Source organism: Bifidobacterium felsineum (genome assembly GCF_002802915.1).
Lineage (GTDB): Bacteria > Actinomycetota > Actinomycetes > Actinomycetales > Bifidobacteriaceae > Bifidobacterium > Bifidobacterium felsineum.
In genome coordinates, this window is record NZ_PEBJ01000002.1 from 445,952 (window position 1) to 464,443 (window position 18,492).

The following is an 18,492-nucleotide window of genomic DNA, read 5'->3' on the forward strand; positions in this document are numbered from 1 at the left end:
TCAGCCCACCGATCCTTCCATCTGAAGTTCCACAAGTCTGTTGAGTTCGAGCGCGTATTCCATCGGCAGCTCACGGCTGATCGGTTCGACGAAGCCGCGCACGATCATGCCTTGGGCCTCTTCTTCGGTAAGACCGCGGCTCATCAGATAGAAGAGCTGGTCTTCGGAAATCTTGGAGACGGTGGCTTCGTGTGCCATGGACACATCGTCTTCGCGAACGTCAACGTGCGGATATGTATCGGAACGGGAGAAGTCATCCACCAGTAGAGCATCGCACACGGTGGAGTTGGAGGAGCCTTCCGCGCCCTTGACGATTTTGACCAAACCGCGGTATGCGGAGCGGCCGCCACCACGTGAAATGGACTTCGCGACAATCGTGGAAGAGGTGTGTGGGGCCAGATGAATCATCTTGGCACCGGTATCCTGATACTGCCCCTTGCCGGCGAAGCCGAGGGACATCGTGGATGCCTTGGCATATGGTTCGGCGAGAATGCAGGCTGGATACTTCATCGTGGCCTTGGAACCGATGTTGCCGTCCACCCATTCCATCGTGCCGCCCTCGCGCACGTAGGCACGCTGGGTCACGAGGTTGTAGACATTGTTCGACCAGTTCTGCACGGTGGTGTAGCGCACACGAGCATGCTTCTCGACAATGATCTCCACGATGGCGGCGTGCAGGGAATCCTCAGACCAAATTGGAGCGGTGCAGCCTTCCACGTAATGCACGTAGGAGCCTTCGTCGGCGATGATCAGCGTGCGTTCGAACTGGCCCATTGCCGGGGTGTTGATACGGAAGTAAGCCTGCAGCGGGATATCGACGTGCACGCCCTTCGGCACGTAGACGAAGGAACCGCCAGACCATGCGGCAGTGTTCAATGCACCGAACTTGTTGTCTTCCGGAGGTACGACCGTGCCGAAATACTTCTTGACCAGCTCAGGGTATTCGCGCACTGCGGTGTCGGTGTCCACGAAGATGACGCCCTTCTTCTTCAGGTCTTCCTGAATGGAATTGTAAATCACTTCGGACTCGTACTGGGCGGCGACGCCGGAGACCAAACGCTTCTTTTCGGCTTCCGGAATACCCAGACGATCATAGGTATTGCGAATATCGTCCGGCAGCTCATCCCAGCTCTTAGCCTGCTTGTCGATCGGCTTGACGTAGTACTTGAAGTCGTCGGCGTTGAATCCGGAAAGATCGACGCCCCACTTGGGCATAGGCTTTTCAAGGAATGCCTTGAAACCGCGCAATCGCATGTCAAGCATCCACTGCGGTTCGCCCTTGTCCGCGCTGATCGCACGTACGACGTTTTCGTCAATACCTCGCTTGGCTGCTTCACCAGCGGCGTCGGAATCATGCCAGCCGTAGCTGTAGTCACCGAACTGGCTGATGATTTCATCGTCCTTTTTGATTTTATCCTCGTTGACGCGGGTACGATCTGCCACGTACTGGCTCATCTCCACGTCAGCGGCGGCGTTTGGTGCTGTGTTTTCGCTCACCATCCTGCCTTCCTTATCACTCACTAGTCCTAGGTAAACCTAACAGAACCTGTGGCGAAACACTACTAGCCACACTGAATATTGGCTATGCGCTTACGTGATGTATGGCACAAAGCAATGGGGCCCATCCGAAGATGGGCCCCATACTCAATGATTCATTCCTTTATGCCTGCACATGCACGGACGTACCATCAAGGCACCAGCCGTAGAACCATTCAGCGACATCCCAGCCGATGCCGACGCAGCCATGGGAAGTATTGGCATTCATAGCGCCGATTGCAGCATCAGACATCGGGGAAACGATACGATGAATCGCGCACCCGGACTTGGAGAAGTAGTTCACAAAGCCGACATCCTTGACATCCCACTTCGAGGACGAGCCATCAGAGAGCGTCAGATTGCCGCTCATATCCTGCGACTGGTACTTGAGCCAGATCTTAAAGTCACCGGTGGGAGTGCACAAATCACCAGTGCATTGACCGGTTCCGCGAACATTGCCTTCACCCGCAGACATATTCATCGTCTTGATGAGCTGGTCGTTCTCATAGGCGTATACCTTGCCATCAGACAAATCAACCACCACATGCCGCTTAGTGGTTTTGGTCTGCATCGGATCAACGGTACCTTCAACCGTTACAGAGCCATTGCCCTTAGCAAGGGCTTCAATGGCATCCTGACCCACATGAGTATCGGCCCCCTCGGCAACGGTCACGCCGTCATGTCCTTCTTTGATGACCTTTAATTCGTCACCATCATTATTCACAACGACTTCTCGGTCTTCACGACCGGTATGCAGATTCTTCTTGATGGTGTTCTCGTAATACTGCTGAAGTTTTTCGGAATCAAACACCACATAACCATTGCGGGTTTCCTGCGAAGACAACTTACCGTTGGTATTAGCGTCAACACGCATGGAGGAGGCTAGCGCCGATGCATCAATCGCAGCAATAGCATGGTCCTTGACCTTGATTTCCACCGGTGTCTTCACCAAGTTATCAAGGGTGGTCTTCGCCTCATTGGCGATGGTATCGGTAACCACTGGTTCCGTGCTTTTCAGGGAAACGGTGACGGCCTTTGCAGGCTCATTGCCTAAGGACTTCACCGACGCAAGTGCAGACTGCGCCACTGGCTTGGCATCAAGACCCTCACCTTGCTGGCCTGCAATAACGTCGAAACCGTTACCATCAGCATTAAGCTGTACCTTGGCGTCCACGGGCTTGACTTCGTTCACACCCAGTTTGGCATTGAGGGTCGCATTATCCGCCGCGGCAGTGTTGGCAGGAGCAGCCGTGACATTCTTTTTCACCCAGAATGCGTACTGCTGCCACCATGCATCGCCCCGCTTGGCGTTGAGCACATCGGAGGCAATGGCATCGGAATCGACGCTCAGTCCAAGGTCTTTAAGAGAAACTTTGGCGGTTCGGCCCTCGTATTTGACCGATACAGTGGCATTGCTCACCGCATCGTCAATCTGCTCGGCGATATGGCTCTGGCTCTGGCCCATCACCGGGTTGCCCCACAGGGTCACACCCGGCAACGCGTGTGATTGGAAGAACCAGAATCCTCCGCCAAGGCCCGCGGCAAAAACAGCCACCACGCCAAGCACAATCCATGGCCAAATCACATGACGCTTACCATGCCTGACTTGTAATGTATGATCGTCAATCTCCTGGATTGGTTGAGCGACATCGAACGGGGGGAACACAGCAGTCGTTTCCCCATCGCTTACCGACCTCGCAGCACCGGGCTGAGGCGCACCCATCATCTGACCGTAGTTATCCGTCATCTTGAACTCTTACATGTTTTGTTGCCGTTCGTACAATGCCTGTACGTTTGCGTCTCATTATGCACTAAGGCCATGAATTCCTCATGAATCCATGGCCTTAGTAAGCACTCAGCGTACGTGATTTACATCACGCCTATTGGTTCAACGTGCCTGCTGGTGGTCCAGGGCGGCCTTTACCAGGCCGGCGAACAGCGGGTGCGGCTTGGTCGGGCGGGACTTGAACTCCGGGTGGGCCTGGGTGGCCACGTAGAACGGATGCACGTCCTGCGGAAGCTCAACGAACTCTGTGAGCTCGCCGTCCGGGCTCTGGCCGGAGATACGCAGACCGCCTTCGCGCAGGCGATCCTTGTAGGCCACGTTGACCTCGTAACGGTGGCGGTGACGCTCGGTGACGTGCGTGGTGCCGTAGAGTTCGGCGACCAGAGAGCCTTCCTCCAGCTCTGCCGGGTAGGAGCCGAGGCGCATGGTGTGGCCCATGTCGCCCTTGCCGGCCACGATGTCCTTCTGCTCTTCCATCGTGGCGATCACCGGATTGGCGCAATCCGGTTCGAACTCGGTGGAGTTGGCGTCTTCGATGCCGAGCACGTGGCGGGCGTATTCGATGACCATGGACTGCAGGCCGAGGCACAGACCAAGGGCGGGCAGACGGTTCTCGCGGGCGAACTTCAGCGCGCCGATCTTGCCTTCGATGCCGCGGATGCCGAAACCGCCAGGAATCACAATGCCGTCGATGTTGTCAAGGGCGGCTGCAGCGCCTTCAGTGGTTTCGCAACGATCGGCGGCAACCCACTTGACGTTGACCTTGGCCCAATTGGCGAAACCGCCGGCCTTGATGGCCTCGGTGACGGACAGGTAGGCGTCCGGCAGGTCGATGTACTTGCCGACGATGGCGATGTTGACCTCGTGCTTGGGGTGGTGCACGCGCTCGAGCAGGTCGGCCCATTCATCCCAATCGACGTCATGGAACGGCAGACCGAGCTCACGCACCACGTAGGCGTCAAGGCCTTCTTCGAACAGGATCTTCGGCACATCGTAGATGCTCGGGGCATCCACGCAGTTGACCACGCCTTCCGGATCCACATCGCACATCAGGGAGATCTTGTCCTTGATGCCCTGGTTCAGCGGACGATCGGAACGCAGCACCAGCGCATCCGGGGAGATGCCGAGCTGACGCAGCATCATCACGGAATGCTGGGTCGGCTTGGTCTTGAGCTCATGTGCGGCGGAGATGTAAGGCACCAGGGAGACATGCACGAACATGCAGTTCTCCGGGCCGAGATCGCGACGCACTTCACGTGCGGCCTCAAGGAATGGCTGGGATTCGATATCGCCCACGGTGCCGCCGATTTCGGTGATGATCACATCGACATCATCGGATGCCTGGGCGCGCATACGGGACTTGATCTCATTGGTGATGTGCGGAATGACCTGCACGCACTGGCCGAGGTATTCGCCGGCTCGCTCCTTGCGCAGCACCTCCTGGTAAATCTGGCCGGTCGTAACATTGGCCTTCTGGGAAAGGAAAACATCAAGGAAGCGCTCGTAGTGGCCGATATCCAAATCGGTCTCAGCACCATCCTCGGTCACGTAGACTTCGCCATGCTGGAATGGGTTCATAGTACCCGGATCCACGTTGATGTACGGATCCAGCTTCTGCTGGAGCACATGAATGCCACGGCTGCGCAACAAACGTCCAAGGGACGAAGCGGTCAGACCTTTACCGAGGGAGGAAACAACACCACCGGTGACGAAAATATGCTTGGTGACGTGTTCTTGAGAATTGCCATGTGTTCTTCTAACCATGGAATTTCACTCTATCATCCGCGCATGACGCGACGTCAAACGTGTGTTCCCTCCCTCAGTTGTGTCTGCACGACAATCAGTCGGCAATCAGATGGGCGATGGCCTCAATAGCGAGTTTGTACCCATAGAAACCCATGCCGGTAATGGTTCCGGTGGCAACTGGGCTGATCACTGAGCGCTTGCGGAATTCATCGCGCGCGGATGGATTGGAAATGTGCACTTCCATCAGTGGCAGTCCGGCATCACCCACCATGTGTGCGGCATCGGCAAGCGCATAGCTGTAATGAGTGAAAGCGGCCGGGTTCATGACCACCGGGGTTTTCTCGTCGGCGGCCTGATGCATCCAATGGACCATCTCGGCTTCATCATCGGTTTGACGGACCTCGACTTCGAGACCGAGTTCCTTGCCCCACTCAGTGCACAGGCGGCGAAGCTCTTGAAGATCCTGGCGACCGTATACATCAGGCTGGCGCACGCCAAGACGACCGAGATTCGGACCATTGACAACGATGATTTTGGTCATGTTTGCTCCTTAGTGCTGGATACGGCGGAAGGCTTCTTCCACATCGTCGACGGATGGATTGTCGAGGTGAACGACGTGGCCGATGGAGTCAAGCACCACGAACCGCAGTTCATTGCCCCGTGCCTTCTTGTCGCGATGCATCAGTGCGAGCACATCTTCGAACGATCCACCATTCCATGATGTCGGCAGCCCCAGCGAGGAAAGCAGCGAACGATGATAATCCACCAGATCGCGGTCAATCAGACCCATGATATTGGCTAACTCGGCTGCATACACCATGCCTACCGCAACTGCATTGCCATGACGCCAACGGAAGTGCTCCAGCTTCTCGATGGCATGGCCCAGTGTATGACCGTAGTTCAGGAATTCGCGAAGTCCCTTTTCCTTCAGGTCGGAGGAGACGTGGTAAGCCTTGACTCTCACCGTACGCTCGATAAGCTCGGCCACCACATCTTCAAGAGGAGATCCCAGGAATGCCTGACCATTGAAGTTCCTCAGCTCGCCTGCATGTTCTTCGAGAATATGCAGAATCTCAGAATCCCGGATGAAGCCGGACTTGGCCACTTCTCCGAGGCCTTCGATGAAAATGTCGTTGGGCAACGAAGCCAACGTGGTCATATCGGCCAATACACCGGCCGGCGTATAGAACGATCCGACCAGGTTCTTGCCCTGTGGCGTATTGATGCCGGTTTTGCCTCCGGTCGAAGCATCAACCATAGCCAACAACGAGGTCGGGCAGTTGACGTAACGGATGCCACGCATCCACGTCGCCGCAACGAAGCCAGCCAAATCGGTGGCCGCGCCACCGCCGAGGCCCACTACCGCGTCAGAACGGGTGAACCCTTCGGTCCCGAGGCGTTCCCATATGCCGTTGGCGACGGTGATGGTCTTGCCAGGTTCGGCATCCGGAATCACGATGTCAGAAACCTCATAACCGCCTTGACGCAACAGAGCGCGTGCGCGATCGGAATGACGTTGCACCGGCTGGGTATGAATCAGCGCGATCTTCTTCGGCTGGGGGCCAAGCACATCCACCAGACGATTCATCGCGCCCTCACCGATGGCCACGTCGTAGGGTTCGATGGCCGTACCATCCACATGGACGATTCGTTGAGAAACCATATCTATCACTTTCTTAGCGGCGCCTTGTGGGGTCAGGCCGCGAGTATGAACGTGGACATTGGACACCTCGTGGAACACGGGGTCACGCTGTTTATAGAGTTTTTTCCATCGGGCGTTGGCATCTCCATTGAGCATAGGTCTGCCACCGCCTCGGTTTGCGCGCTCCATGGCCTCTTGCGGGTCGGCGTCCAGATACACCACTTTGCCGCCATGGCCAATGTATGTGGCTAATTCGCGCTGGGTGGAAGGAGTCATCGGCGCTCCTCCGCCAAGGGAGAAAATGCCTTCAAAGTCCTCGAGGAAGTCGGCGATGACATCGGCTTCGACTTCGCGGAACGCCGGTTCACCGTACTGTTCGAAGTACGCGGGAATCTTCATACCGACTTCGTGTTCGATCTCCGCGTCCGCGTCGGCAAAAGGAAGGTGCAGCATATGTGCGACTTCCTTGCCAACGCGTGTTTTGCCGGCACCCATCATGCCAAGAATTACTGCGTAAGGGCGTGCTGCCATATCATCAAATCCCGGTTATCAGCGCATGTGCTCAGGCCAAGAAGCAAGATACGCTTCAAGGTTGCGATGCGTTTCCTCAACACTGTCTCCGCCGAACTTGTCTAATGCATATTGGGCAAGGGTAAGACGCACCATAGCTTCAGCCACCACGGCTGCAGCTGGCACTGCAGTGCTGTCGGAACGCTGGTTGATGGCCTTCGCTGCTTCCCCGGTCAACACATCCACAGTGCGCAGAGCCTTCGGAATGGAAGGAATTGGCTTCATGGCACCACGCACGCGAATCACCTGTCCGTTGGACATGCCGCCTTCGATGCCGCCGGCACGGTTTGAGAGTCGATCAATGCGACCATCCGCATTTACCACGATTTCATCATGGGCCTGAGAACCGGGGCGAGCAGCCTCAAGGAAACCATCACCGATTTCCACTCCCTTGAACGCCTGAATGCCCATAATGGCACTTGCCAGAGCCGCGTCAAGACGACGATCGGATTCCACATAGGTGCCGATACCTGCAGGCACACCGTATGCGAGCACCTCCACTACACCGCCAAGGGTATCCGCGGCCTTCTTGGCTTCGTCGATACGCTCGATGATGCGCTGTTCGCCTTCTTTGTCGAGAGTGCGCACCGGAGAGGCATCCAAAGCATCCACATCATCAGGAGTAGGCAATGGCAGATCGGGGTTCGTGCTGACTCCTCCGAGTGCCACTACATGAGACACCGTGCGAATGCCAAATGCCTGCTCAAGGAATTGACGGGCGACTTCGCCAAGTGCCACACGGGAAGCGGTTTCACGGGCACTCGAGCGTTCCAGCACCGGACGGGCATCATCGAAACCGTATTTACGCATGCCGGTCAGATCGGCATGGCCAGGGCGCGGACGGCTCAGCGGCGCGTTGCGGCCTTCACGCGGCAGGTCATGGTCAAGGGCGTCTGCACTCATCACTTCGGTCCACTTGGGCCATTCAGTGTTGGCGATTTCAATGGCAATCGGCGAGCCGAGCGTCAAGCCGTGGCGCACGCCGGTGAGCAGACGGACCTGATCCTGTTCGAACTTCATGCGGGCTCCGCGGCCGTAGCCAAGACGGCGACGGGCAAGAGCACCGACGATATCATTCGTGCTGATACGGATGCCGGCCGGCAGTCCTTCAATCATCGCCACCAAGGCCTCTCCGTGAGACTCCCCCGCCGTCTGCCAGCGCAACATAGCAAATCCCTCTCATATCAATGGTCAATAACTAGGGGATAATGGTAAGCCATGGCGTACCTGTTCACTCTTCCCGGTCTGCTATGTGAGCTTGCGCTGTCCATTGAGGACATGCGCACAAGACGGGTCCCCTGGCCTTGGGTGGCATCAGGTGCCTTGCTGCAGCTGATTGCTGTATTCATTTACGGCGTGATGACCAACGACCTGTTTGCCTTTCTGCAGGCACTCCTATTCACGGTACTGTGTTGTCTGATTCAATGTGCGCTGGCGCTGATTGTTCCACGTTCTTTGGGATTCGGAGATGTGACTGCTTTGGTTCCCATCGGTCTTGCGGTAGGAATGTTTGGCCTCTCCCCTGTCGTGATCTGGTGGCTGGCCATGGGCGTATGCGGCCTTATTTGGATTGGTTGCTGGACCAAGTTCACCGCGAGCAATGCATCGGCACATACCGGCAAAGTACCGTATGTGCCGGTGATATTCATGTCGGCGATTATCGCCCTTGCATTGAATGCAATCGTCTGAATCACCGGACTTGTGCATATATACGTTAAGTGCCTCCCATCAGGGAGGCACTTAACGAAATCACTGCTGGTTTTCGGCTTGCCATTGACGCAGCTCGGCTACGTTCTTGTCATGCTCTTCAGCGGTGGTTGCGAACTTGGTTTCACCCGTATCAAGATTCACAGTGCAGAAGTACAGCCAATCACCGCTTTCCGGATTCATGGCTGCCTGGATGGCATTATCTCCCGGATTGCTGATCGGTGTCGGCGGCAGCCCTGCGATCTTATAGGTGTTGTATGGGTTCGATTCGTCCTGGAGCATCGCAGTGGTCACATCGGCCGGCTGCACGTTATTGCCATAGGCGACCGTCGAATCCATGCCCAACGACATGCCTTGCGCAAGACGGTTTTCGATGACCCTGGTCACTTTGCCGTAATAATCGGCTTTATTGACTTCGGCTTCCGCGATGGATGCGATGATCATCACGCGTTCGCGGTCGGCGCCGGAAGGCACACCAAGGTCATCCAGTTTAGCGACGCGCTTATCGACCATGTCCTTGAGAATGTCCGAAGCACTGTTCATGCCTTTGACATTGTAGGTGCCGGGTTCCAGCCAGCCTTCGAAACTGCCGTTCGCTTCGGCAGGCAAAATGCCATCACCCTTGTTGTTGATAATGGCTTCGAAATCGGACTGCGCGATGCCCGACAAGGTTGCAGCATCAGTGATGACGGCACTGACTCGCTCGCCTGGGCGTACTTCAAGGAACCCCGCCGCCTTCGAACTGTCGGTGAGAATGGTGAGTACATCGGAAGCCGCCATATGCTTTTTGAGCGTAAAGGTTCCCGGGTAGAGTTTGGAATCGTTCGCACTTACCAAGCTCGTAAAAGCATCCGTGGATTTGATGACCTCGGCTTTCAGCAGACTTTTGGCGATTTCCATGGCGCCTTGGCCTTCGCTGACGGTAAACGTCACTTCTCCATACCCGGGCCCAGGGTAATCCTCCACCGCCGCATTCGCCTGACTTTGACTATCGCGAATGTCATGCAATTTGGAAACCGCGAGGTAACCGCCGCCTACGATCACCGCGATAGTCACAATCACTGCGATAATAACGCCGAAGCGCTTCTGCTTGCGCTGTTTACGGCGTTTACGCATCTCGCGGCGAGATTTCGGAGGCTTCGGAGGGGTTCCTCCGCCTTCCAATGATCCGGTTCCTTGTTCGACCCAGTGCGTGTTCTCATCGAAGAAATCATGAATGTTATCTGACATGAACCCGTACCTCATTGTTTCCCGGCACGGTCGAGTGCCGTCTGCAAAATCACCACTGCCGACTGCTGATCGACCAAGGGCCTATGCTTGTTCGAGGATTTGTTGGCCTCGAACAGCTGCCGATGCGCACTGACTGTGGTCAATCGCTCATCTATCAATGATACCTGAGGAATCTTATCGTTCCCTAATGTTTGCTCCGCTTCAGCTTGCAGTCGCTTCTCCAGATTCGCGGCCCAACGTCGTGCCTTTTTCGCACTTTTGCCTTCGGTTCCATCCATTTGCAACGGAAGGCCAACAACCACATGAGTTACATGCTCGTCTTCAATGACGTCGAGCACATCGTCGATGGCAAAGAAATAATCACCGGCAACATAGATATCGCCTGCCGGGTGGGCGAAGGTAAGCTCGGGATCGGACAATGCGAGTCCGACCCGAGCATTACCTAAATCAACGCCTAACCACACCACAGGCGTCAGGCTTTCTGCGCCTCGTGCTTCAAAGCCTCGAGCGCTTCATCGATCTTGGATGCATCAGCGCCACCGCCCTGGGCGAAGTCCGGCTTGCCGCCGCCGCCACCACCGAGGATCTTGGATGCGCCACGAACCAAATCGCCGGCCTTGATGCCGGCCTTGCGGGCGGCCTCATTGGTGGCCACGGCCACCATCGGCTTGTCATCCTCGTTCACGCCGGCGAGGGCCACGATGGCCGGAGCGTCCTCACCAAGCTGGCCGCGGATATCGAGCACGGTCTTGCGCAGGGCGTCGAAGGTGCCGAAGTGACCGACGTTCTTGACCGCTGCCTTGACAGGGGCATCGGAAGCCTTGGCGTCAGCGACCAAAGCCGGCGCTGCCGCAGCCAGCTGGCCTTCGTACATGGCGGCCAGACGGCGATCGGATTCCTTGAGCTTGGCGAGCAGCGTGTTAATGCGCTCTGCGAGCTCGTCCGGACGGGCATTGAGCTTGTCGGAGAGCTGGGAGACCAGTGCGTGTTCACGGGCGTTGAAATCGTAGGCACCCTGGCCGACCACGGCATCCACGCGGCGCACGCCCTGGCCGATGGAAGCCTCGGAAAGGATGTTCACCATACCGATCTTGCCGACGTGGTCGACGTGGGTGCCGCCGCAGAGCTCACGGCTCCAGCCGTCCTCGCCAATGGAGACCACACGCACGATGTCGCCATACTTCTCGCCAAACAAGTGCATGGCACCGAGGGCGATGGCATCATCGAACTTCATTTCCTTGGTGGTCACAGCGAGGTTGTCGCGCAGCTTGTCATTCACGCGCTCCTCAACTGCGGAGATCACGGACTTTGCCGGTGCCTTGGACCACTGGAAGTCAAAGCGCAGACGGTTCGGGGCATCCTCGGAACCACGCTGCGTGGCCTGCGGGCCAAGCTCCTCGCGCAATGCCTTGTGCACCATGTGGGTGGCGGTGTGGGAACGGGCGATGGCACCACGACGGTTCAGGTCGATGTTGGCGTTCACCTCGGCGCCGACCACCAACGTGCCTTCGGTCAGACGGCACTGGTGAACGATGAGATCCTTGATCGGCTTCTGCACATCGTCGACTTCGAGCACAGCACCATCATCGGAGAGAATCTCGCCCTGATCGGCGAGCTGTCCACCGGCCTCCGCGTAGAACGGGGTGCGGTCGAGGATGACCTCGATGTTGGCCGGACCGGTGACGGCAGGCACGGAACCCTTGCCCTCCTGCATAATGCCGATAACCTTGGCGCGGGCGGACATGTCGGTGTAGCCGAGGAAGTCAATCGGTTTGGCGAGGGTCTTCTTGAAATCGTCGTAGACGGACAGATCCACGTTGTGGCGCTTCTTCAGGGCGTCGGCACGTGCACGGGACTTCTGCTCGGCCATCAGCTCGCGGAACTTGGCCTCATCTACCTTCACGCCCTGTTCGGCCGCCATCTCAAGCGTCAGCTCAATCGGGAAGCCATAGGTATCGTGCAGCTTGAAGGCGTCTTCACCGGTCACAATCGGCTCGGAGGAGTCGTGCTTGGCCTTGTTGACGGCCACATCAAGAATGGTGGTACCGGTTTCCAGCGTGCGACGGAAGGCGTCTTCCTCGCCGTATGCGGATTCGGACACCTCATGGAAGGTGTCATTGAGTTCTGGGTAGCTGGCCTCCATAGCATTCTTGGAAGTCGGGAACAGGGTGGGCAGCACCGGATCGGTGACACCGAGCATGCGCATGGAACGCACGGTGCGGCGCAGCAGACGACGCAGCACATAGCCACGGCCCACGTTGGAGGGACGCACGCCGTCGGACATAATCATCAGCGCGGAACGCACATGATCGGCCACCACACGGAAGCGCACATCGGCTTCCTCGTTCTCGCCATACTTCAGGCCGGAAAGCTGTTCGGCGGCTGCGATGACAGGGAAGACCTCATCGGTTTCGTAGATGTTGTTCTTGCCCTGCATCAGATAGGCAAGACGTTCCAGACCGGCACCGGTATCGATGTTCTTATTCTCAAGCTCGCCGACAATGTGCAGATCGGTCTTGGACTTGACGTTATCGACCTCGTAGTTCTCGAACACGAGGTCCCAGATTTCGATGTAACGGTTCTCGTCAGCGATCGGGCCGCCTTCCTTACCGAATTCCGGACCGCGATCGACGTAGATCTCAGAGCAGGGGCCACCAGGGCCAGGGCCACCGGTGGTCCAGAAGTTGTCTTCCATGCCCATCTTCTGGATGTGCTCAGGGTCGACGCCCTCGTTAATCCACAGGGAACGGGCTTCGTCATCATCGGTGAAGGTGGTCATCCACAGCTTTTCAGGATCAAAACCATAGCCGCCCTGATCCTGAGGGGTGGTAAGCAGCTCCCATGCGTAATGGATGGCCTCTTCCTTGAAGTAATCACCGAAGGAGAAGTTGCCAAGCATCTGGAAGAAGGTGCCATGACGAGTGGTCTTGCCGACCTCGTCGATATCCAGCGTACGGACGCACTTCTGGTTGGAGGCCATACGATGCTTCGGCGGAGTCTGTTCGCCCATCAGGTACGGGATAAACGGCACCATGCCAGCAATGGTGAACAGGGTGGTGGGATTTGGGGAGATTAGCGACGCTGAGGGCACGACGAGATGGTCATGCTTGGCGAAGTAATCGAGGTATCGCTTTGCGATTTCCGCAGTGCGCATGGCGGGATATACTCCTTGTTTGTTTTTAGGCGCGGTTGCACCTTGCATTAACTATGAAAGTCTTGATTGTGTAGCGATTATGTCAAAAGGACTGAACGAGATGATCAATGGGCATGCGTCAGTCAGCATGCACGTTGTACTTGTTGTTAAGTTCAGCCTCACGGGCTCGACGGGTTGCGTTGAACTCATTGACTAAGCCCTCAAGTGTTTTCATCGGCACATTGCTCTGATCCGGGCCGAGTAGGAACTGACGGGCCGCATCCGGCGTATTTGCCTTGACATATGCCTGTGCCTTGGCAACAGCCACGATACCGATGGCCACGCCAACACCGACCCAGAAGATGCGTTTGAACATCACTCCCCCTTCTGAGGATTCTCACCAGCATTCTTGGCGATGAAGGACTGGGCGGTGGACTTCAGCGCATAGGCAGCAGATGCGATCTTGATGATTGGCTTGCCAAGGAAGGAACCATATAGATCGGTGAGCGCTCCGACATTGTTGGCCGTGGTGGAAGCTGCGGCAGAAATCCTGTTGACATCCTCCAACGACTTGTTGACCTGCTTGACCGTGGTCACACCCTCATCCAATGCAGGAATAGCGTGCTCTCCGGACTCCTTGACGGTTTGTGCGATCTGATCAAACATCTTGCCGAGCCTGATCAGCGGATAGATCATGAAACCGGCCAATACAGCGAACGCGATGGCCGCGATCAGGCCAGCGATCTCTCCGACTCCCATTGTTTCCTCCTTGAGGTCACATATACTCGCACAAGAGTAGCACTTGCGCTCTATTTACCCCACCAACTCCGTATTGACTGTAGGATTTTGAACACTGACTGTAGGTTTTCCAACGGATTTCGTTCAAAAACCTACAGTCAGTGTGTTAAATCCGACAGTCAGCGTTCAAAAACCTACAGTGGGTATTCAAAATACCCTACAGGCAACATGGACCGTGTGGGTGTGGACGCTGAATGTGATGGCTATTTGCCGTATGACACTATGGTCACGGCATCGGCAAATGGTTTTTCAGTGTCGAAATCGATCACGGTCACCGAGCCATTAGCCGGACGTTCGCTCAGGTCAAGATCAGGACCGCCGAAACGGTGTGCCAAACTTAGCAGCGTGTTGCCGTGGGAGATCTGCAACACATCGTCGCCGTCATGAAGGGCTGGATTGCCCGCGATGAGCTCGAAGGCCCCTTCAACGCGGGTCCAGTATTCCTTATCGGATTCCGCATCATGGAACGGGTCAGCTTCCTTCAGGAAATCTCGGGATGCCGCGAGTCCGAAACGTTCCACGATTTCGTTGTAGGTCTTCACATCATGAGGAGCACCAGCCGCATACCAGGCCATGGCCATGTCAAGGCCTTCGTAATATCCATAGAACTGCTCGCGGAAATGCATGTCCGAAATCAGAGCCGGTCGTGGATTACCGGCTGATTCATTGATGTTCAGAATCGTTTCGGCGGTCTGCTGCGCTCTTGTGGTATCGGAGCAATAGGCTGCCGCGAACTTGAGGTCTTTGAGCTTCTCCCCCGCTTTGGCAGCGTCAGCGATGCCGGATTCGGTCAGCGGGGAGTTGGACCAACCTTGCAGGCGGTTGTATCGGTTGAAATAGGTTTGTCCATGACGAACCAGATGCAGATGAAGAATCATACTGACCATGCTACGCCAATTTGGCTTCAGAACGCAGGAACCCCGCGCTTTGGGCGCGGGGTTCGAGCGGTATGTCCTGGATTGTTTTGACCAGATGGGCCCGGATCAGCGGGCGTAGAATTCGACCACGTACTGGATGTTGACCTGCACCGGGATCTCTTCGACCTCAGGCTTGCGGGTCAGGGTGGCCTTCAGGGAGGCAAGGGTCACGTCGAGGTAGCCAGGAACCGCCGGCAGCACATCGCGGTGCACGCCTTCAGCGGCAATCTGGAACGGAACCATGGTCTGGCTCTTGGCCTTGACCTGAATGGTCTGGCCAGGCTTGACGCGGTAAGACGGTCGATCGACCACGTTGCCGTCAACGAGAATGTGACGGTGGACCACGAACTGACGAGCCTGAGCGGTGGTGCGGGCGAAGCCGGCACGCAGCACCAGGTTGTCGAGGCGGGTCTCGAGATCGGTCAGCATGGCGTTACCGGTCTGGCCGGCGGTACGGGTGGCCTTCTCGTAAGCGGCACGAAGCTGCTTCTCGGAGACGCCGTACTGAGCGCGCAGACGCTGCTTTTCGCGCATACGCACCGCGTAATCGGATTCGGTGCGGCGACGGTCACGGCCGTGCTCGCCAGGAGCGTACGGACGCTTTTCGAAGATGCGCTGAGCCTTAGGGGTCAGTGCGATGCCGAGGGCGCGGGAAAGACGCACCTGACGGCGAGAACGCTGAACGTTCGTCATTTGGATTATTCCTTCTGTCGTTATTTGAACGGAACGTTTGACTTCTCTTCGATGCCAAACGCTGAGTCGGGCCTCTCCAACGCTTCGTCGTGATTGCTCACGAATGACCGTATTCCTGATGAATACCGCCACCGACCCGTTGATGGGCTATGACTCCAGACGGCACCTGCCTTGCAGCAGACACCAGCAGGCAATGATACACCTATACCTTGGACAGCACTCCGGCATCCATGCGATATACCGTGTCCGCCCATGCGAGAGCATCAGGATCATGAGTGACCATAAGAATCGCCATGCCATTGTCGGCTTGAGCTCTGAGCAGACGCATCACAATATCCGTACTCTCTTGGTCAAGATCGCCGGTCGGCTCATCAGCAATCAGCAATTTCGGCTGATTCATCAACGCACGAGCGATGGATACGCGCCGCATCTCTCCCCCGGACAGCTCGCGCGGGTAACTGTCCGCCAGATCAGCGATGCCAAGCTGGTTCAGCAGGTCTTGTGCACGAGAAATCAACGCACGCCTCTGACCGGCCTGAATATTCTGCGCATCCGCTGACTTGGCGCCGGAATCATAGGCAAAGGGGACAATGGTGTCCGGCAGGCTGGAATCAGCCGCCGACACCTCATCATCGGATAATGACTGACCTTCTTCGGAAACCTCGCCCTCATCATCGCAGGCAAACGGCAAAGAATCAGGGAACATTGTGGCCGGCAATATCACATTGTCCAGCACCGTCAGGTTACCCAACAGAGTATGACCTTGGGTCACGAAACCGAGAGTGCGGTTCCTGAGCCTGGAAAGCTCATTGTCCGAGAGAGCGGCCACATTGCAATCATCGACGGTCACTGATCCTGAGGTCGGGCGAATCAGTCCAGTGACCATATTAATCAATGTGCTTTTACCGTTGCCGGATCGGCCAACGACCGCAATAAATTCGCCTTCATCAACGATAAGATTCGCATGATCTACGGCGTTGAACGGCTTGCCACGGCGAATGAACTGACGGGTCACATCGCAAAGCACAAGCAAATGGGAAGTACTTGCCATGTCAGTCCCCTTCCCGCAAGGTGAGATATGCTTCCGGCTTGCTTAACCGCCACATAGTCAGCATCGAGCCGGCAATGCCGATGGCAGTGGAGCAAACAAGAGTCACCACCGCACACCCAATAATCGCGATGGGTCCAGCTTGAAGATACGGCAGTTGCAGTTGCGTACCGATGAGCGAGCTGAATGGGAAAATCATCAAGCTGGCCAACCCGACTCCGACAACGCCACCGGATGCCCCAATCATTATCGATTCCTTCACGATGATCGCATTCAACATGCCGCGAGTGGCACCCATGATGCGCAACGATGCGAATTCACGTTTGCGTTCGTTCACCGACGAGGCGAAAACCGCAAGCAGCACAATCACACCCATCGCCCAGATAACAGACACAAACACTGCAAGATAGGAAATCAATGCGTTCAACGAGTTCTTCGTAGTGGCAGTGATACCGCCTGGATATACATAGCCCAAATCGGGAAAACGGGAATCGAGATGTTTGATGTTGTCAGCCACCGTCTGTGCGTCATATCCTTGCTTCACTTTAATGAGCACGGTCGAAACAGCTTTATCGGCATTCTTGGCGAACGCACTGTTTTTGGTCATCTTCGATGAAACAGCCACCATCTGAGGCACAGTGGCTGTATTGATGAACACTGAATTGTCGAGACTGGTACCCGTGTTGGCAAGCTGAGCCACGACCGGCCAATCACGCCCATACAGTTCAATAGTGCCGTCAACAGACACATCCACGTTGGCTCCGGCAATCATCTGTCCGTCTTGAAGTGTGCCATCAAATTGGGAAGCAATCCAAGGCTCAATAACAAAGTCGGAAGCGGGATCGAATCCGATAATCTGCAGTTTTTCATCGCAACAAGCAGCAGCCAGTGATGATATGTAGGTCTGTTCGCTGGCTTGTTCGATGCCATCGGCGCTCTTGATTGTGTCTGCAATATCGGTAGTGAAATAAAACGTGCTTGGGCTGCCGTTGGTTAGTAAAGCTTCCGCTTGCTGCGCGGTGTTCTGCGGCACGACCATAAGATCGGCACCAAGGCGCTGTTCCGTGCTGGTCATGCCTGTATTGAGGTTCATCGTCAGCATGGTTCCGCCAAAGAACGTCAGCGACAGGATAGTGACAATGGTGAGCAATGCTGCCGTGCGCAATGGCTTACGCTTGAGATTCTCATATGGCAGTCCACGTAATGTGATTGCGGAATGCATGGTTGGCTCTTTCAGCCGCGCGCAGTGGAGCGAGAATCAAGCCAGATAGCGATGCCCGCGAACACCATCGTAAGCACGCCGAGCACAATAAGCGTAGGCAGCATAACCATGCGGCAGTGCATCATAGCACCTTTGCATACACCGATAAGGAAGGTCGGCACTGCGAGCAACAGCAACGCGTTCGCAATAGCCGCAATATTCAAACCGATGCGAATCTGATGATTGACAAACAGAGCGACGACACCAAGCGCGAGAATAACCACGCCGATACCAGTGGCGGCCTGCTGCGAGTAGTGGCATGCGCCCGGCATATCATGGCCGATGCAGGCGTGGGCGAAAGTCTGCGGGGCGACGGCAATCAGCAGGCCGAGCAGAATATTGGGAACGGATGCAAACAGCTTGTTCTTCATTTCTCTTACTTTCTCTCCCCTGAGGCGGGGTTCGCGAGCACAACCTTCGCATTA

At 56.2% G+C, this 18,492-nt stretch carries 17 protein-coding genes; 1 reads left to right on the forward strand and 16 read right to left on the reverse strand.

Features of this window, described 5'->3' with window-relative positions:
• From sufB to aroC, 6 genes are all read right to left on the reverse strand, one after another.
• Positions 1-1,500 carry a Fe-S cluster assembly protein SufB gene (sufB, locus tag CSQ86_RS05555; protein WP_100494103.1) on the reverse strand — a complete coding sequence of 500 codons (1,500 nt, stop codon included), beginning with the start codon at positions 1,498-1,500 and terminating at the stop codon, positions 1-3.
• A 160-nt stretch (positions 1,501-1,660) separates the two neighbouring features.
• A complete protein-coding gene (locus tag CSQ86_RS05560; protein ID WP_100494104.1) occupies positions 1,661-3,283 on the reverse strand; it encodes a L,D-transpeptidase in 1,623 nt (540 codons plus the stop codon).
• Between the two features lie 141 nt (positions 3,284-3,424).
• Positions 3,425-5,086 carry a CTP synthase gene (locus CSQ86_RS05565; protein ID WP_100494105.1) on the reverse strand — a complete coding sequence of 554 codons (1,662 nt, stop codon included), beginning with the start codon at positions 5,084-5,086 and terminating at the stop codon, positions 3,425-3,427.
• A 76-nt stretch (positions 5,087-5,162) separates the two neighbouring features.
• Complete coding sequence (gene aroQ / locus CSQ86_RS05575) at positions 5,163-5,609, reverse strand: type II 3-dehydroquinate dehydratase (RefSeq protein WP_100494106.1); 447 nt, start codon at positions 5,607-5,609, stop codon at positions 5,163-5,165.
• A gap of 9 nt (positions 5,610-5,618) precedes the next feature.
• Positions 5,619-7,241: a bifunctional shikimate kinase/3-dehydroquinate synthase gene (locus tag CSQ86_RS05580; protein ID WP_100494107.1), complete on the reverse strand. Its 1,623-nt coding sequence runs from the start codon at positions 7,239-7,241 to the stop codon at positions 5,619-5,621.
• An 18-nt stretch (positions 7,242-7,259) separates the two neighbouring features.
• Entirely contained in the window at positions 7,260-8,447 is a 1,188-nt protein-coding gene (aroC, locus tag CSQ86_RS05585; RefSeq protein WP_100494108.1) for a chorismate synthase, read from the reverse strand.
• Positions 8,448-8,498: 51 nt separating this feature from the next.
• Here aroC and CSQ86_RS05590 point away from each other — a divergent pair, with 51 nt between their 5' ends.
• On the forward strand, positions 8,499-8,969 hold the full coding sequence (locus tag CSQ86_RS05590) for a prepilin peptidase (protein ID WP_100494109.1): 471 nt from the start codon (positions 8,499-8,501) through the stop codon (positions 8,967-8,969).
• Between the two features lie 60 nt (positions 8,970-9,029).
• Here CSQ86_RS05590 and mltG read toward each other — a convergent pair whose 3' ends face one another.
• The 10 genes from mltG to CSQ86_RS05640 form a co-directional block, all read right to left on the reverse strand.
• On the reverse strand, positions 9,030-10,217 hold the full coding sequence (gene mltG / locus CSQ86_RS05595) for an endolytic transglycosylase MltG (RefSeq protein WP_100494110.1): 1,188 nt from the start codon (positions 10,215-10,217) through the stop codon (positions 9,030-9,032).
• A gap of 11 nt (positions 10,218-10,228) precedes the next feature.
• Positions 10,229-10,684 carry a Holliday junction resolvase RuvX gene (gene ruvX, locus CSQ86_RS05600; RefSeq protein ID WP_100494111.1) on the reverse strand — a complete coding sequence of 152 codons (456 nt, stop codon included), beginning with the start codon at positions 10,682-10,684 and terminating at the stop codon, positions 10,229-10,231.
• 5 nt (positions 10,685-10,689) lie between these two features.
• Positions 10,690-13,371 (reverse strand): alanine--tRNA ligase, encoded by a 2,682-nt coding sequence (gene alaS / locus CSQ86_RS05605; RefSeq protein WP_100494112.1) that lies wholly within the window; start codon positions 13,369-13,371, stop codon positions 10,690-10,692.
• Between the two features lie 118 nt (positions 13,372-13,489).
• A complete protein-coding gene (locus CSQ86_RS05610; protein WP_100494113.1) occupies positions 13,490-13,726 on the reverse strand; it encodes a hypothetical protein in 237 nt (78 codons plus the stop codon).
• Entirely contained in the window at positions 13,726-14,109 is a 384-nt protein-coding gene (locus CSQ86_RS05615; protein WP_100494114.1) for a DUF948 domain-containing protein, read from the reverse strand. Before CSQ86_RS05615 ends, CSQ86_RS05610 begins: the two co-directional genes overlap by 1 nt.
• Positions 14,110-14,351: 242 nt before the next feature.
• Positions 14,352-15,026, reverse strand: a complete 675-nt coding sequence (locus CSQ86_RS05620) for a histidine phosphatase family protein (protein WP_100494277.1) — start codon at positions 15,024-15,026, stop codon at positions 14,352-14,354.
• Positions 15,027-15,131: 105 nt separating this feature from the next.
• A complete protein-coding gene (gene rpsD, locus CSQ86_RS05625; protein WP_100494115.1) occupies positions 15,132-15,758 on the reverse strand; it encodes a 30S ribosomal protein S4 in 627 nt (208 codons plus the stop codon).
• Between the two features lie 202 nt (positions 15,759-15,960).
• On the reverse strand, positions 15,961-16,809 hold the full coding sequence (locus tag CSQ86_RS05630; RefSeq protein ID WP_100494116.1) for an ABC transporter ATP-binding protein: 849 nt from the start codon (positions 16,807-16,809) through the stop codon (positions 15,961-15,963).
• 1 nt (position 16,810) lies between these two features.
• Entirely contained in the window at positions 16,811-18,028 is a 1,218-nt protein-coding gene (locus CSQ86_RS05635) for an ABC transporter permease (RefSeq protein WP_100494117.1), read from the reverse strand.
• Between the two features lie 11 nt (positions 18,029-18,039).
• A complete protein-coding gene (locus tag CSQ86_RS05640) occupies positions 18,040-18,438 on the reverse strand; it encodes a DUF4418 family protein (RefSeq protein WP_100494118.1) in 399 nt (132 codons plus the stop codon).
• Positions 18,439-18,492 lie beyond the last annotated feature (54 nt).